We start from the raw sequence: 15,415 nt of genomic DNA on the forward strand, positions 1-15,415 counted from the left end.
TTACAGCAAGGTCATCAACATCGAAGCCCGCACCATGCTGAAGATCGCCAACAAACAGCTGATCCCCGCCGCCACCAGCTACATGGGCGACGTGGCCGGCACCGCAGCTGCCAAGACCTCTGTGTCCGAGAGCATCTCCACCCATGCGGAGACCAAGCTGCTGACCGAGCTGTCCAAGTATACGGACGAGATGTCCGATGCGGCCGATGAACTGAAGGCTGTGACCGACGAAGTGAGCGCTATGGAGGACGAGGCCGCCAAGGCTCATGCCTTCCATGACAAGGTCCTGCCCGCCATGGCCCGCCTGCGCGCTGCCGCCGATGTGACCGAAGAACTGTGCGACGAAGAGTACTGGCCTCTGCCGTGCTACAGCCGCCTGCTGTTCTACACCGAATAATCGGGCCGCCGCTGAATTTTCGCTTTTCCCTTTTCTAATTTCTTACACCAGCTCGAAAGGCCCGCCCCCATCGGCGGGCCTTTCGAGTTTAGGAGCACGACCCACCCGGAGGTATTTTGTATGAAACACACCGCGCAGGACATCCTGAATTATGTGGAGGACAACGACGTCAAGTTTGTTCGCCTGGCATTCTGCGACATTTTCGGCAATCAGAAAAACATCTCGGTCTATTCCAGTGAGCTGCCCCGGGTGTTTGAATACGGCATCTGCTTTGACGGCAGTTCCATTGCCGGCTTCATGAACACCGAGGAGAGCGACCTGATCCTGTGGCCCGACCCGGACACCATGACCATTTTGCCCTGGCGTCCGGCGGAAGGCAGGGTCATGCGCATGTACTGCGACATCACCCTGCCCGACGGCAAACCCTTTGAGGGCAACTGCCGGGGATATCTGCAGTCGGTGGCCAAGCGCATCCAGGCCAAGGGGCTTTCCTGCACCGTGGGCTGCGAGTGTGAGTTCTATCTTTTTGAGACCGATGAACACGGCAACCCCACCCGCATTCCCATGGACCACGGCGGCTACTTTGATATGGCGCCCCTGGACAAGGGGGAGAACATCCGCCGGGAGATCTGCTTTGCCATGGAGGACATGGGCCTGCAGCCCCAGCACAGCCACCACGAGAGCGGCCACGGCCAGAATGAGATCGACTTCCTGTACAGCGCGCCGCTGCGCACCGCCGACAACGTGAACACCCTGAAAAGCACCATCAAGGCCATTGCGGGCAGCAACGGCCTGTTTGCCTCCTTCATGCCCAAGCCCCTGGCCGACCAGGCCGGCAGCGGCATGCATGTGAACCTTTCCCTGACCCGGGACGGCCGCAACCTGTTTGCGGGGGACATCGCCCCCGACAGCGAAGCCGGACACTTCATCGCAGGCATCCTGGCCCACGCCCGGGAGCTGACCGCCTTCTGCAACCCGGTGCCCAACAGCTACAACCGGTTCGGTTCCTGCGAAGCCCCCCGCTACATCAGTTGGAGCCGCCAGAACCGGAGCCAGCTGGTGCGGCTGCCTTCGGCCAGCGGGGAGTTCTGCCGCCTGGAACTGCGCAGCCCTGATCCCGCCTGCAACCCGTACCTGGTCATCGGCCTGATCCTGGCCGCCGGACTGGACGGCATTGAGCGGGAACTGCCTCTGCCGGCGCCGGTCAACCGGAACCTGTTCCACAAGGATGCCGCCGCCGGGCTGGAAAGCCTGCCCCGCACCCTGCGGGAAGCCATCACGGTGGCGGCCCAGAGCGATTTCATCGCCAAGGAACTGCCCCTGGCCGTCATGAACAAGTATTTTGAATACCAGACCCAGCTCTGCATTGCCAGCGAGACCGCACACGACCCTGCCGCCTGGGAGCGGGAACACTGCTTCCTGGTCCTGTGATGCGGTATACCGCATGCAGACGCAGGAAAGGAGGGAACGGCATTGGGTCTGGCATTGATCGCATCGGCCGGCAACAACGCCAATGAATACCTGGCCCGGCATGCCGCCGAGCTGGGATACACAAGGCCGGTCATAGTAGCCAGTGGCGGCGAGGCGCGCCGCCGTCTGAGCGACAAAGATTTTGAGATCGTTATCATCAACGCGCCTCTGCCGGATGAGTTCGGCCATGAACTGGCGCTCCACGCCGTGGAAAAGAGCCACGCCGGGGTGCTGTTCCTGGTCAAAAGCGGCAACGCCGAACAGATCGGCGCCAAATTGCAGGAGCGGGGGGTCCTGGTGCTGGGCAAGCCCTTCTCCGGCCCGCAGTTCCGTCAGGCCATGCAGATCGCGGCCAGCTGTTACCATCGTCTGGATGTGCTGCGGGCGGAAAACGCCCGTCTGGCCGACAAGATCGCCCAGCTGCGGCTGGTGGACCGGGCCAAGTGCTTCCTCATCGAGCACAAGGGCTACACCGAGGCCGACGCCCATCGCCTCATCGAAAAGCGGGCCATGGACACCCGCCGCAGCCGGGGCGACGTGGCCCGGGAGATCCTGGAAGAAAACGAAGACGGAACCGACGGCCAAATTTTGTGATTTCTGCGCATTTTCGTGTTTATGCCTTGTCAAACCAGGTAAAGACCGTGTATAATAATCATGTATGTGTTTTTACTTGACGTGGAGGATGTACAATGGCTACGAAATATGTATTCGTCACCGGCGGCGTGGTCTCTGGTTTGGGCAAGGGCATCACGGCGGCCAGCCTGGGACGTCTGCTCAAGACCCGCGGGCTGAAGGTTGCTTCCCAGAAGCTGGACCCGTATATCAACGTGGACCCGGGCACTATGAGCCCGCTGCAGCACGGTGAGGTCTTTGTGACCGACGACGGCACCGAGACCGATCTGGACCTGGGACATTATGAACGTTTCACCGACGAGAATCTGAACAAGTATTCCAACCTGACCACCGGCAAGGTGTACTGGAACGTTCTGCACAAGGAGCGCCAGGGTGCGTACCTGGGCCAGACGGTGCAGATCATCCCCCACATCACCAACGAGATCAAGAGCTATATCTACAACCTGGCCAAGAGCACCGAGGCCGATGTGGTCATCACCGAGATCGGCGGCACCACCGGCGACATCGAGAGCCAGCCTTTCCTGGAAGCCATCCGGCAGGTGGGTCTGGAGCAGGGCCTGGAAAACTGCTGCTACATTCATGTGGTGCTGGTGCCCTACATTTCCGGCTCCAATGAATACAAGTCCAAGCCCGCCCAGCACTCCTGCAAGGAACTGCAGGGCATGGGCATTATCCCCAACGTGATCGTGCTGCGGGCCGACGGCAGCGTGGGTTCCGACATCAAGCGCAAGATCAGCATGTTCTGCAATGTGCGTCCCGACTGCGTCATCGAGAACCTGACCATGCCCAGCCTGTACGAGTGCCCCCTGATGCTGGAAGCGGCCGGCCTGACCAACGTGGTGGCCCGCCAGCTGCATCTGGACACCCCTCCCTCCGATCTGACCGAATGGAAGGAACTGATCTCCCGCATTGCCACCCGCAGCAAGAACTGCACCATCGCCCTGGTGGGCAAGTATGTCAAGCTGCATGACGCCTACCTGAGCGTGATGGAAAGCCTGTACCATGCGGGCTTTGAGAACGAGAGCAAGGTGGACATCCGCTGGGTGGACAGCGAACTGCTGGTGGACCAGCAGCGCTGCGCCGAGGAACTGTGCGACGTGGACGGCATCATCCTGCCCGGCGGCTTCGGCGACCGGGGCATTGAAGGCATGATCCAGGCTGCCCAGTACGCCCGGGAGCAGAAGATCCCCTATTTCGGCATCTGCCTGGGCATGCAGATCATGGTCATGGAGTTTGCCCGCAATGTGCTGGGCTACGCCGATGCCAACTCCAGCGAGTTCACCCCCGACGGCGCCCACAATGTCATTGCGCTGATGCCGGACCAGCAGGGCAACATCCCCAAGGGCGGCACCATGCGTCTGGGCAAGTACCCCTGCGTGGTGACCGAAGGCACCCACATGTATGCCAGCTACGGCAAGCATGAGATCGACGAGCGCCATCGCCATCGCTATGAGTTCAACAACGATTACCGCGAGGCCATGCAGGAAAAGGGCCTGGTCATTGCCGGTACCAGCCCCGACGGCCGCCTGGTGGAGGCTGTGGAGCTGCCGGACCGCGACTTCCACATCGGTGTGCAGTTCCACCCCGAGTTCAAGAGCCGTCCCAACCGCGCCCATCCCCTGTTCAAGAGCTTCATCGCTGCTTCCCTGAAGAATCAGCAGGAGCGCAACCAGATGGAGCACAGCCAGATGGTCCACGAATAAAAGTCAAAGGGCGGGTCCCCGGAAAGAGGGCCCGCCCTTTTGGATTGCCTGATGAAAACGCCCCCGTTCCCCGCCGATGCACGGCAAAGGGAAGGGGGGCGTTGTTTTTATGTCCGTTGTACGGCCGGGGGCTCAGCGCCGTCCGGCACCGCCGCCGCGGAAAGAGCCGCCGCCGGCCCGGAAGGAACCGCCGCCTCCCATGCGTCCGGCGCCGCCGCCGCGGAAGGAGCCGCCTCCGCCGCCGAAACCACCCGGACCACGGGGACCGCGGGGCGGTCTGGGCGGGCGGGGAGGCCGCGGCGGACGAGGCGGGCGGGGGCCCCGGGGACGGCCGAAGCCGCCGAACCAGATGAAGGTGGGACCGCGGTATCCGCCGGGGCCGCCGTAATACCGGCGGGGTACGGCCAGCAGCACGATGACCACGGCCAGCACCGCCACCAGAATCAGCACACCGCCGAAGGAGACACCGCCCCGTTGAGGAGGCGGGGACGCCGGGGCGCTGCCGGACACGGTGCCGGCAGACGGGATGCTGCCCGCCGCTGCGTCGTCCAGATCGAAGGTCAGGCCGTAGATGGTGCAGAGCTTTTCGGCCATGGCGTACACCGTCTGGCGGGTGCCGGCATCATAGTCCTTGTTGACCCAGTTGGGCTCCATATCCTCGTTGAGGATGGTCTGCAGCATCTGGACGGTGAACTGGGTCTCCAGGCCGGCACCGCACATGGCGTGGTAGTTGTCTTCCCCGGGCGCCAGCAGCAGCACAATGCCGTTGTCCTTGTCGGCGTCGCCCAGGCCCCATTCGTTGGCCAGCTCGTAGGTATAGCCTTCCATGGTGTAGTTGCCGATGGTATCCACCGTGTATACACCGATCTGGGCGCCGCAGGTGTTCTGCAGGGCGGTGCTGATGTTGGTGACGTAGGTCTCGGTCTCCTTGGACAGGATATCCGCGTTGTCAATGACGGCCTTGTCCGGGTCCGCCTGGGGCGCCGCCAGCACCGGCAGCGCACAGGCCGTGCACAGGGCCGCTGCCGTCAGGACCCCGACGGCCCGGGGCAGGATGGATTGTTTCATGGGTATCTCCCCTCTTTCAGCCGTTGGCGGTATCGGTGGGGGCAAACAGTTCCGCACGGCCCACGCCCCACAGCCCGCCGATGAGATTGCCGGGGAAGGAGGCGGTGGTGCGGTTGTATGCTTCCGCCGCCGGGTTATAGTCGTTGGCCGCCGCCCGCTCCACCAGGGCCTGCCGGGAGGTGAACTCCGCATACAGGGCGTCCAGCTGGTTGCGCTGGTCGCTGTCGGCCTGCAGGCTGGCGGCGGTGTAGGTGTCCCCCACCGCCGCATACAGGGCCTGGTTGGCCCGGTACTGGGCGTCAGGGGTCGCTTCGGCGGCATTCCAGCCGTCCAGGGCGGTGCTGGCCTGGGCAACGGTGGGTTCCGTCTCCCCCAGGATACGTCCGGCCAGCCGGATCAGGCTGGCGGCTGCGTCGGCCTGGGCGGCCAGGTCGGTCTGGATGCCATCGCCGTACTCATTGGCGGCGGTGGTGTACAGCCCCTGCACCCGGGCATAGCTTCCTTTCAGTTTCAGCCCGCCGATGCCGAACACCGACACCAGGGCAGCCACCACCAACACCAGGGCAGCGGTGGGCGCCCGCCGTGCCGGGGCAGGCAGTTTGCTCTCGGCCTGACCCAGCACTTCCAGCTGGGGGCCCTGAATGGTAAAGGTTTCCTGTTGTTGCAGTTGCATGGTATCCTCTTTTGGAAAAAGGCGTTACTTGTTCATTTCCAGCAGCTTGGCCCGCAGTTCCCCTTCGATGCGGCCCAGCTCCACCTCGGCGGCCGCCCGCTTGGCCTTGCCGTCGGCGCGGATCTTGTTCAGCTCATCCAGGGTGGAGATCAGCTCCTGGTTGGTCTGCTTCAGGGTCTCCAGATCCACAATGCCCCGCTCGGACTCCTTGGCGATGTCGATGGTCCCCTGCTTGAGGGTGGCGGCATTCTTGCGCAGCAGCTCGTTGGTGGCATCGGTGACGGCACGCTCCGCCTGCATGGCCTGCTGGCTGTGGGCCATGCCCAGGGCCAGCACCATCTGGTTCTTCCACAGGGGGATGGTGTTGATGATGGTGGTCTGGATCTTTTCCGCCATCATGGTGTCATTGGACTGGATCAGCCGGATCTGGGGGCCCATCTGGATGGAGATGTTGCGGGTCAGTTCCAGGTCATAGAGTTTCTTTTCAAAGCGGTCGCACATATCGGCCAGATCCCGGGCCGCCTGGGCGTCCTCCGGCAGCTGGGAGCGCTGGGCCTTTTCCTGGGCCGCCTTGAGCTCGTTGGCCCGGACATCCGCCAGCTTCTTGCGGCCGGCCAGGATGTACATGGTCAGCTCCTTGAAGTAGACCAGATTCAGCTGGTACATCTTGTCCAGCATGGTGATGTCCTTCATCAGGGTGACCTGGTGGTCTTCCAGCTTGGCCTTGATGCGCTCCACGTTCACATCCGCCTTCTCGTACTTGGTCTTGAGGTTGGCGATGTTGGCCTGCTGGCGCTTGAAGAAGCCGAAGAATCCCTTGGATTCCTCCGCCGCGTCAAAGCCCTGCAGTTCCCCGATCAGGTCGGTGATGAGCTGGCCGGTCTCCCCCATATCCTTGGTCTTGACCTTGGACAGAGCGGTGTCCGAAAAATCGCTGAGCTTTTTCTGGCTGGCTGCGCCGTACTGCAGCACCATCTGGGAATTGGTGATGTCGATTTTCTTGGCGAAGTCATCCACCATCTGCTGTTCTTCCGGGGTCAGGGGGGTGTCCTCCACCTTGACCGGTGCAGCTTTCTGGGCTTCGGCCACCACCTTGGCATCCGCTTCGGGGTCCAGGGTCAGGCTGGGCGCCGCCGGGGCAGCATCCAGGGTCAGGCTGGGTGCGGCGGGCGCGTTCAGGTCAAATTCCGGGGTGGTCTTTTCTGCCATAAAAAATCAATCCTTTCTCATATTCTCGGGTATTTGCAGGTACAATGATGATTGTGTATCCTTCAGCGGGTCAGATTCTGCCCTTTCAGGATGCCTTCCAGCACCTCGATGTCGGTGCTGATATCCAGCGCCTCCGCCGAATACAGGGCATCCAGCTGATTTTCAAAGGCCTGGGCGATGGTGCCGGCGGTATCGTTGACCTCGGTCCGGACCTGGACCGCATTGTCCCCCTGCACCGTCTGCATCCGGGCGTACGCCGACAAAATCTTGACGGCTTCAGGCAGGTAGTAACGGGCAAAACGGTCCACCTGGGGCGCCTTTTTGGGGTCGTGTTCGATCTCGGCCACGATGGCCCGACCGGCTTTTTCCATCCGGTCCAGCTGATGGGAAAGTCCCGCGTCCGGGATGGCCCGGTTCAGTCCGGCCAGAGCGTCCAGGTTATCGGAAATGCCGCGGAGCATGGCGTCGGTGTCCTCGCTGCCGGTGGAAAAGGGCACTTCCCGCCGGATGACCCGGGTGGGGCACAGCCGCCCCGCCGCCAGTCCCACCGCCGCACTGAGCGCCGCCGTGACCAGCAGCCCCCACAGGGTATAGACCGGCAGAATCAGGGCCGCCACCGGCCAGACCAGCGCCGCCAGATACAGCGGCAGCACCGGACGGCGGCGTATTTCTTCCCACTTGCGCATGGGCGTACCTCCCAGGATGGTGATAGCTTCATTATAATGCAAAGGCACACGCTATGCAAATTGATTCGGGCGTGTGCATGCAAAGTTTTCGGTTTTTTTACAGTTTGGTCACACCCCGCCGGGGCAGGAAGGGCCCCAGGACCTGGCCCCAGACCTGCTGCAGCCGGTCCAGACGGAAGGAGGCGTTGGCCGGACTGGTGGAGGGCAGGGCGATGCCTTCCAGCCCGGTGTGGGGCAGGGCGTACTTGCGGTAGAGTCTGGCGGAGGTGCTGCCGTTGCAGACCACCCGCTCCACCCCCAGCTCTGCAATGAGGGCGGCCAGGTCGTTGGGCTCCACGCTGCGGATGGAAGCGTCCGAGGCGCCCCGTATCTCGCAGCTGCGAATGACGTCCCAGACAGCCATTCCGTTTTGTATAATAATCTGCTTTTTTGCCGCAATGTCATCATGCTGCGGCACCGGACTGCCGGTCAGCGCCGCCATAAGCGGCCAGAAGCGGTTCTGGGGATGGCCGTAATAAAACCCCTGTTCCCGGCTCTTGGGGCTGGGAAAACTGCCCAGGATCAGCACCCGGGCGTATTCTCCGTGCAGGGGCGGCAGGCCCGGGCCCACCCGGGTATACTCGGCCACGGCTCACCCCTCCTCAAAGGCATGGGGCCACAGTTCCCGGCACAAGGCTTCCAGGCCGCCTTTGTCCCCCGGGGGGCACAGGCGGTCGGCGGCGGCTTTGGCCGCCTCGCTGCCGGTTTCCACCGCCACGCCCAGGCCGGCAGCCTGCAGCATGCCCACGTCATTGTCCCCGTCGCCCACAGCCACGCAGTCGGCGGCGGGCAGGCCCAGCTTTTCCAGCAGGCCGGTCAGGGCATGGCCCTTGTCCACCTCCGGCGGCAGCACATCACAGGCATCGTCCTTGTCAAACACAAACCGCAGACCCAGGTATCCGTACTTGTCCTGGAACCGCTGTGCGGCTTCCCGGTCCAGCCATGCAAAGGCGGTGAAGGGCATGTCGAGGAGGTGCCGGTCCTGGTCCATGCCGTCCTTCAGGTCGATGCCGATGGGGTGGGTCTTCCCCCACGCCCGGAACTCCTCATACCCCAGGTAGGCATAGCTGCCGTCGGTAAAGATGAACCGCAGAGGATACTCGTAATTTTCGCAGAAATCCACCAGGGCATACATCTGTTCGGGGGTCATGCGGGTATCATAAAGCAGGGCGCCTTTGGCATCCAGCACATGGGCCCCCGCCGAGCAGATCCAGTAATCCGGGTGGATGCCGCTGAGCAGATCCTTGGGCACGCTGGCCCGCCCCCGGCCGGTGGCAATGGCCACCCTGACCCCCGCCCGCTGCACCGCCTTGATGGCTTTGGCCGTGGTCCGGGGCACGCAGGTACAGCCCCGGGGGCGCAGGGTGCCGTCGATATCCAGCACAAACAAACGATAGGACATAATGGTTTCCTTCCCTTCTATCATCGGTGACCTATGTGGCTATTATACAGGAAAAGTCCCCGCAAAGTCTAGCATCCGCCCTGCGGGCATATGCTGGACAAGAGAACGGTTGAGCGGAGGGAGACACCATGCGGGACGGACTGGATTTCACCCGGGGACGGCGGAGCCGGCGGCAGCGACGTCGGCGGCTGGCGGTGCTGGGGGCGGTATTGCTGCTGACGGCGGCGGGATGGTGCCTGCGGGACCGGTTGGGCCCGGTATGGGCGGTGCTGGCCCAGGTCCCGGCCCGGGCGGACACCCTGCTGGCCGAGCATTTTGTGCCCGGGTACACCCGCCGGCTGCAGTCTTTGCGGCGGCGCAGCGCCATCCTGCACGCCGCCGTGGCCGCTGCGGCGCCGCTGGAAACCGAAAACCAGGCCCTGCGCACCCTGCTGGAAAGTCCTGCCCGCCCCGAAACCGGCGGCTGGACACCGGTCCGGGTCATCGCCCGCCAGCCGGAAGGGACCATGACCCTGGCGGGGCAGTACGCCCCCGGTGCCCCGGTGCTGGATGAGGAGGGGCGGCTGGCCGGGGTGGTGAGCGCCGTGGGCGGCACCGGCAGCCGGGTGGACCCGGCAGGGCGGGACCGGGGCGCGGCAGCGGTGCTGGCCGGTGACTGCTGCGGCGTGCTGCTGCGCAAGGGCGGAGCCCTGCTGGTGAGCGGGCTGCCCCGGCACAGCGGCCTGGAAGCCGGCACGGCGGTGACCACCGCCGACGGACTGTGGGTGGGCACCCTGGCCGAAGCCCCCGCCGCCGACAGCACCGGTCTGACCGAACAGGCCCCCCTGCAGGACACCGGCAGCATGGCGGGGGCTGTATTCTTTCTGCCGAAGGGCGCACAAGACGGCTGATATTGCATTTTTTGCGCTTGCTGTGTATAATAGCTGGCGGAAGGCTGGGTGAGAACAATGAGCAAACGGCGCAGAACCACGCCGAGCAAAAAGAGGCTTACCGTCCTGCTGGTGTTGTGCGGGGCGGTGTTCGTGCTGTTTGCGGTGCGGCTGGCCTGGATGCAGTTCGTCATGGCCGACCACTACGCCCAGAAGGTGGCGGAGGCCAGCCAGACCAGCTACAGCGTGGCCTTGCCGGCAGCCCGGGGAGACATTGTGGACCGGAACGGAAAGATCCTGGCCCGGGATGATACGGTGTATGACCTGAACCTGTGCCTGCCCGCTCCGGAAGGCACGACCCTACAGCAGACATGGCAGATCCTGCAGGACTATCAACTGACCGACGCAAGCGGCGAGGATGTGGAAACACAGCTCGCCGCCTTTTTTTCTGCCGCCAGCGCCGGGGAGCTGACCCTGGCCGAGGGGCTGACCGGTGCCCAGGCCGCCGCCCTGTACGCCACCGGTCTGCCCCAGAGCGGGGCGGTGCGTCTGGTGGCCCGGGGTACCCGGAGCTGGCCGGACGGCACCCTGCTCCCCCATGCACTGGGGGACACCGGCCCCATCACCGCCGAACAATGGGAGGCGGAGGACTACGCCCTGCGCACCGCCGGGGTGGCCATGAACGCGGAGATCGGCCAGAGCGGGCTGGAAAAGGTATACGATGAACTGCTGCGGGGGCAGGACGGGCGCATCCGGGTATCGGCCGGGTTTGACGGCACCCGCAGCGAAACGGTGGCCCAATCCCCCGTACCCGGGGACACCCTGGTCCTGACCCTGGACAGCGGGCTGCAAAAGACGGTGCAGGCGGCCCTGCAGGACCGCATCCGGACCCTGCAGACCACCGCCGGGTCAGGGGCCGGCCGGGAGTGCAATGCCGGGGCCGCCGTGGTGGTGGATGTGCAGACCGGCGGGGTGCTGGCGGCGGCCAGCTGGCCGGGATACGACCTGAATACCTGGCGCCGCGACTATGCCGCTCTGGCGGCGGATGAGGGCGCTCCCCTGCTGGACCGGGTGTGCGCCGGACTGTATGCGCCGGGGTCGGCCTTCAAGCCGGCGGTGGCGGCCAGCGCCCTGGCGGCAGGGCTCATCACGGTGGAGGACACGGTGAACTGCACCGGCCGGTATCTGTATTACAGCGGCTACCAGCCGGGATGCCTGCAGCTGGGCCACAGCGGGCCGGTGAATCTGCTGACCGCCCTGCGGCACAGCTGCAACATCTACTTTTATGATGTGGGCCGCCGGCTGGGGGTGGATGCCTTTTCGGCCACCGCCCAGCAGCTGGGGCTGGGGGCCGACACCGGCATTGAGCTGCCCGCGGCGGCGGGGCGGCTGACCTGGACCACCGACGAAAACTACCAGGACGGTCTGGCCCTGCAGGCAGCCATCGGCCAGGGCAATACCGCCGTGACGCCCCTGCAGCTGGCAGCCTACGCGGCCGCCCTGGCCAATGACGGGCAGCGCCCCGCCCTGCATTTTGCCGACCGGGCGGTGGACACCGCCGGACGGACCGTGTGGCAGTATGAACCCCGCACCATTGCGCAGGCGCCGGGAGGCGAAGAGGTGTTTGCCCCCATCCGGGAAGGGATGATCCAGATGGCTCAAACCCTCTCCGCCCTGCGGGAGGCACCGGTGTCCCTGGCCTGCAAGACCGGCAGCCCCCAGCGCCCTGAGCGGGCCCCCGGCGGCGGATACTACACCAACTCGGTGCTCATCGGATATTTTCCCGCCCAGGCTCCCCGATATGCGGTGGCGGTGGTGCTGGAATACGGGGGCGGCGGCGCCAATGCGGCCCCCGTCATGCGGGCAGTGGCCGATGCTTTATTTGGATAAACTGCAACAAACAGAAAGCCCTTTTGTGTGCAAAAGTTAACGTCACGCCGTGGGCCAGCGGCGTATTTTGCCGTGATTGTGTGCAAAAATTCTGTCCAATTTTTATCAAAAAAACAGTTGTCGGGGGTCTTGTCTTGTGCTAGAATAATAAAGGATAACCCCATGTATGGTCAGATAGTGTACGATACCCGGGGATTGTCCGCTGCATCATTTCCACAAAAACCAACCGGAGGCCCGCTGACGTGAACGCACAAACCATCATGATCTGTTCCGGAAAGGGCGGCACCGGCAAAAGCACCACCTCGGTCCTGCTGGGCGCCGAACTGGCCCGACAGGGACGGCGGGTCCTGCTCATTGAGCTGGATTCCGGGCTGCGCAGCGTGGACCTGATCGCAGGGGTATACGGCAAGACCGTGTATGATATCGAGGATGTACTGTGCGGCCGCTGTCAGGGCGACAAGGCCATTGTGCCCAGTCCCATCTATCCGGGCCTTTCGGTCATCAGTGCACCCTATGAGGGCGGCGAAGTCCGTCCGGCGCCGCTGGCCGCTTTGATCCTGGCCATGCGCGGATATTTTGATTTTATCCTGTTTGATACCGCCGCCGGTATGGGCGCCCCTTTCCAGGCCGCTGCCCAGCTGGCGGAACAGGCATTGATCGTGCTTACGCCTGACCCGGTGGCGCTGCGCGACGGGCGGATTGTGGCCGACGCGCTCATTGAGGGCGGACATCCCCAGGACAATGTGCGTCTGGTCATGAACCGGGTGACCCGCCAGAGTTTCGGGCGGGGAGCGCCGGTGTTTGATCTGGACGAATGCATCGACACCGTGGGGGTGCGGCTGCTGGCCGTGATCCCTGAAAGCCGGGAACTGCAGCTGGCCGGGGCACAGGGCGAGGCCTTGCCCCAGGGCTGTGCCGCCCAGAAAGCCGGTGCCGCCATGGCGGGCCGGGTGCTGGGGCAGCGGATTCCATTGACATTTACCGGTTGAACCCATTGCGGGGTTTTTCTTTGGTCGAGAATTATATGTTGTTCATCATGCCGCTGGCATGAGGGAAGCGGGGTTTGTTATGACGATTGCATTGGTTGCACACGATGCCAAAAAGGAACTGATGGTTCAGTTCTGCATCGCGTATCGCAGCATTCTGGCGTCGCACCGGCTGATCGCCACCGGGACCACCGGGCGGCTGGTGTCCGAAGCCACCGGGCTGGATGTACAGCGCTTCATGCCGGGGGAACACGGCGGTGACCAGCAGATCGCGGCGCGCATCGCCTGCGACGAGGTGGACATGCTCCTCTTCTTCCGCGACCCCATCACCGCCAAGCCCGGTGAACCCAACGAGATGAACCTGCTGCGCCTGTGCGACGTACATAACATCCCGGTGGCCACCAACATCGCCACCGCCGAAGTGCTCATCCACGGTCTGGAACACGGCGACCTGGATTGGCGCACCATCCTGAATCCGTGATCCCCTGTATAGGAAAAATAAGAGAGTGAAAAAGCCCTCCCCGGCAACTGCATACCGGGAAGGGCTTTGTTGTTTGTCCGGGAGCCTGTTACAGGCTTTCGATCATCGTCTCCACAATGGCGGTGGCGGTGCGCACATACTCGGCAATGCTGAAATCCCGCACCACCAGCACTTCGTACCCGTCCTCGTCGGCGTTGTCGCTCATGGCACGCAGGATCACGCAGGGGACCCCGTTGCGCGCCGCGATCTGGGCCACGGCCGCCCCTTCCATCTCCACACAGTCGGGGTGGCATTTTTCTTCAATGAGACGCTTGGTCTCGGCGTCACCCACAAAGGTGTCGCCGGTGGCGATCTTGCCCGCAATGGCCTTCACGCCGCAGCGCTCACAGGCCTGCATGGCGGCGCTGACCAGGGTCTCGTCCCCGGGGAACTCCTGCAGGAAGGGAGCGCTCTGGCAGATCATATCGTTCTGGGCGTCGTGGTAGACCACCGTGCGGCCCACGCACACATCCCCGATGCCGATCTTGCTGGTCATGTTGCCCGCAATGCCGGAGAAGATGATCTTTTCGGCGCCATAGCGGCCGGCCAGCACCTGGGTGGTGGCGGCAGCGTTGGCCTTGCCCATGCCGGCGCAGCAGACCACCACCTGCTTGCCCGCCAGACTGCCGCGGTAATACTCCACCCCGGCGTAGGTCTCCTTCTGCACATCGGACAGCTTCTCGCACAGCTGTGCCACTTCCTCGGGCATGGCGCCCATAATGCCGATGATCATGGTCTTTTTCCCCTTTCCTCAGACGTTGAACAGGAACTCGATGATGTCCCCGTCCTGCACCACATACTCCTTGCCTTCGGTGCGCTGCTTGCCCTTGGCTTTGACGGCGGCATAGTCGAAGTTGTCGGCGGCCAGCTCGTCGTAGCTGATGACCTGGGCGCGGATGAAGCCCCGCTCAAAGTCGGAGTGGATCTTGCCCGCAGCCTGGGGTGCCTTGGTGCCCGCCTTGATGGTCCAGGCGCGGCATTCCTTCTTGCCGTCGGTGAGGAAGCTGATGAGGCCCAGCAGCTTGTAGCTGGCCTTGATCAGGTTGTCCAGACCGGTGGCTTCAATGCCCATCTCCTGCAGGAAGGCCAGCTTCTCCTCGGGGGTGGAGTCGGCAATGTCCTCCTCGGTCTTGGCGCAGATGGGCATGGCCTGAGCGCCCTCGGCCTCGGCCCGGGCCACCACCAGGGGGTAGTAGGGGTTGGCATCCAGCCCGCCCAGCAGGTCATCCTCGCCCACGTTGCAGGCGTAGATCACCGGCTTGGCGGACAGCAGGCCCAGCTCCTTGCGGGCGGCCAGCTGGGCGGTGTCCTCCTCATCAAAAGCAAAGGTGCGGGCGGGCTGGCCGGCTTCCAGATGGGCGGCCAGATCGGCCAGCCAGGCGGCTTCCGCGGCGGCGGCCTTGTTGCCGGTCTTGGCAGCCTTCTGCTGGCGGCCCAGACGGTTGTTGACCATTTCCAGGTCGGAGAGGATCAGTTCCAGGTCGATGGCGTCGATGTCCCGGATGGGGTCCACGCTCTCCGGCTTGTTCACATCCTCCACCACATGGACGATGTTGTCATCGTCAAAGCAGCGAACCACATGCACCAGGGCGTCGCATTCCCGGATATGGCCCAGGAACTTGTTGCCCAGGCCCGCGCCGGAGGCTGCACCCTTGACCAGACCGGCGATGTCCACAAACTCCACGGTGGCAGGGGTCTTTTTGTCGGTCTTCCAGATCTCGGCCAGCTTGTCCAGACGGGGGTCCGGCACCGCCACGATGCCGGAGTTCGGCTCGATGGTGCAGAAGGGATAGTTGGCCGCCTGGGCGTTGCGGGTGGAAGTGATGGCGTTGAACAGAGTGGACTTGCCCACGTTGGGCAGGCCGACGAT

Annotated in this window: 15 protein-coding genes and 1 pseudogene; 8 read left to right on the forward strand and 8 right to left on the reverse strand. The window is 63.8% G+C overall.

The genetic code is table 11. The annotated features are described in order from the left end of the window. The 4 genes and pseudogenes from Q0K17_RS07160 to Q0K17_RS07175 all read left to right on the forward strand — a co-directional run. Window positions 1–397, forward strand: a pseudogene (locus Q0K17_RS07160) (glutamine synthetase type III); the annotation flags it as partial. Between the two features lie 120 nt (window positions 398–517). Further along, the gene (locus tag Q0K17_RS07165; RefSeq protein WP_294541430.1) at window positions 518–1,828 is read left to right on the forward strand and encodes a glutamine synthetase family protein; all 1,311 of its coding nucleotides are present in this window, start codon (window positions 518–520) and stop codon (window positions 1,826–1,828) included. A gap of 42 nt (window positions 1,829–1,870) precedes the next feature. Then, the gene (locus tag Q0K17_RS07170) at window positions 1,871–2,461 is read left to right on the forward strand and encodes an ANTAR domain-containing protein (protein ID WP_294541440.1); all 591 of its coding nucleotides are present in this window, start codon (window positions 1,871–1,873) and stop codon (window positions 2,459–2,461) included. Window positions 2,462–2,556: 95 nt separating this feature from the next. After that, a complete protein-coding gene (locus Q0K17_RS07175; RefSeq protein WP_294541449.1) occupies window positions 2,557–4,203 on the forward strand; it encodes a CTP synthase in 1,647 nt (548 codons plus the stop codon). Between the two features lie 132 nt (window positions 4,204–4,335). Here the strand turns inward: Q0K17_RS07175 and Q0K17_RS07180 are convergent, their stop codons facing one another. The 6 genes from Q0K17_RS07180 to Q0K17_RS07205 form a co-directional block, all read right to left on the reverse strand. After that, window positions 4,336–5,271: a YgcG family protein gene (locus tag Q0K17_RS07180; RefSeq protein WP_294541451.1), complete on the reverse strand. Its 936-nt coding sequence runs from the start codon at window positions 5,269–5,271 to the stop codon at window positions 4,336–4,338. A gap of 16 nt (window positions 5,272–5,287) precedes the next feature. Next, on the reverse strand, window positions 5,288–5,944 hold the full coding sequence (locus tag Q0K17_RS07185) for a hypothetical protein (protein ID WP_294541454.1): 657 nt from the start codon (window positions 5,942–5,944) through the stop codon (window positions 5,288–5,290). Window positions 5,945–5,968: 24 nt separating this feature from the next. Beyond that, a complete protein-coding gene (locus tag Q0K17_RS07190; RefSeq protein WP_294541456.1) occupies window positions 5,969–7,153 on the reverse strand; it encodes a toxic anion resistance protein in 1,185 nt (394 codons plus the stop codon). A 62-nt stretch (window positions 7,154–7,215) separates the two neighbouring features. Next, the gene (locus Q0K17_RS07195; RefSeq protein ID WP_294541458.1) at window positions 7,216–7,839 is read right to left on the reverse strand and encodes a 5-bromo-4-chloroindolyl phosphate hydrolysis family protein; all 624 of its coding nucleotides are present in this window, start codon (window positions 7,837–7,839) and stop codon (window positions 7,216–7,218) included. Window positions 7,840–7,936: 97 nt separating this feature from the next. Further along, window positions 7,937–8,467, reverse strand: coding sequence for a DNA-deoxyinosine glycosylase (locus Q0K17_RS07200; RefSeq protein WP_294541461.1), 531 nt, complete (start codon window positions 8,465–8,467; stop codon window positions 7,937–7,939). Between the two features lie 3 nt (window positions 8,468–8,470). Further along, the gene (locus Q0K17_RS07205) at window positions 8,471–9,280 is read right to left on the reverse strand and encodes an HAD family hydrolase (protein ID WP_294541464.1); all 810 of its coding nucleotides are present in this window, start codon (window positions 9,278–9,280) and stop codon (window positions 8,471–8,473) included. Window positions 9,281–9,408: 128 nt separating this feature from the next. Between Q0K17_RS07205 and Q0K17_RS07210 the strand changes: the two genes are divergently transcribed. The 4 genes from Q0K17_RS07210 (at window position 9,409) to mgsA (ending at window position 13,506) form a co-directional block, all read left to right on the forward strand. After that, complete coding sequence (locus tag Q0K17_RS07210) at window positions 9,409–10,170, forward strand: hypothetical protein (RefSeq protein ID WP_294541468.1); 762 nt, start codon at window positions 9,409–9,411, stop codon at window positions 10,168–10,170. Window positions 10,171–10,227: 57 nt separating this feature from the next. Further along, the gene (locus tag Q0K17_RS07215; protein ID WP_294541471.1) at window positions 10,228–12,039 is read left to right on the forward strand and encodes a penicillin-binding transpeptidase domain-containing protein; all 1,812 of its coding nucleotides are present in this window, start codon (window positions 10,228–10,230) and stop codon (window positions 12,037–12,039) included. Between the two features lie 242 nt (window positions 12,040–12,281). Beyond that, a complete protein-coding gene (locus tag Q0K17_RS07220; protein ID WP_294541474.1) occupies window positions 12,282–13,028 on the forward strand; it encodes an AAA family ATPase in 747 nt (248 codons plus the stop codon). Between the two features lie 79 nt (window positions 13,029–13,107). Further along, the gene (gene mgsA / locus Q0K17_RS07225; protein ID WP_294541477.1) at window positions 13,108–13,506 is read left to right on the forward strand and encodes a methylglyoxal synthase; all 399 of its coding nucleotides are present in this window, start codon (window positions 13,108–13,110) and stop codon (window positions 13,504–13,506) included. Window positions 13,507–13,594: 88 nt separating this feature from the next. Here the strand turns inward: mgsA and Q0K17_RS07230 are convergent, their stop codons facing one another. Next, complete coding sequence (locus tag Q0K17_RS07230) at window positions 13,595–14,278, reverse strand: 5'-methylthioadenosine/adenosylhomocysteine nucleosidase (protein WP_294541479.1); 684 nt, start codon at window positions 14,276–14,278, stop codon at window positions 13,595–13,597. An 18-nt stretch (window positions 14,279–14,296) separates the two neighbouring features. After that, window positions 14,297–15,415, reverse strand: a 1,119-nt coding sequence (ychF, locus tag Q0K17_RS07235; RefSeq protein WP_294541482.1) for a redox-regulated ATPase YchF, incomplete at its 5' end; no start/stop codon positions are given.

The organism is uncultured Gemmiger sp. (assembly GCA_944388105.1).
GTDB lineage: Bacteria > Bacillota > Clostridia > Oscillospirales > Ruminococcaceae > Gemmiger.

Bases quoted from the DNA above. Each gene is read 5' to 3' on its own strand.
- Q0K17_RS07165 (WP_294541430.1), top strand. From the start codon at position 518: ATGAAACACACCGCGCAGGACATCCTGAATTATGTGGAGGACAACGAC.
- Q0K17_RS07175 (WP_294541449.1), top strand. From the start codon at position 2,557: ATGGCTACGAAATATGTATTCGTCACCGGCGGCGTGGTCTCTGGTTTG.
- Q0K17_RS07180 (WP_294541451.1), bottom strand. From the start codon at position 5,271: ATGAAACAATCCATCCTGCCCCGGGCCGTCGGGGTCCTGACGGCAGCG.
- Q0K17_RS07185 (WP_294541454.1), bottom strand. From the start codon at position 5,944: ATGCAACTGCAACAACAGGAAACCTTTACCATTCAGGGCCCCCAGCTG.
- Q0K17_RS07190 (WP_294541456.1), bottom strand. From the start codon at position 7,153: ATGGCAGAAAAGACCACCCCGGAATTTGACCTGAACGCGCCCGCCGCA.
- Q0K17_RS07195 (WP_294541458.1), bottom strand. From the start codon at position 7,839: ATGCGCAAGTGGGAAGAAATACGCCGCCGTCCGGTGCTGCCGCTGTAT.
- Q0K17_RS07205 (WP_294541464.1), bottom strand. From the start codon at position 9,280: ATGTCCTATCGTTTGTTTGTGCTGGATATCGACGGCACCCTGCGCCCC.
- Q0K17_RS07210 (WP_294541468.1), top strand. From the start codon at position 9,409: ATGCGGGACGGACTGGATTTCACCCGGGGACGGCGGAGCCGGCGGCAG.
- Q0K17_RS07215 (WP_294541471.1), top strand. From the start codon at position 10,228: ATGAGCAAACGGCGCAGAACCACGCCGAGCAAAAAGAGGCTTACCGTC.
- mgsA (WP_294541477.1), top strand. From the start codon at position 13,108: ATGACGATTGCATTGGTTGCACACGATGCCAAAAAGGAACTGATGGTT.
- Q0K17_RS07230 (WP_294541479.1), bottom strand. From the start codon at position 14,278: ATGATCATCGGCATTATGGGCGCCATGCCCGAGGAAGTGGCACAGCTG.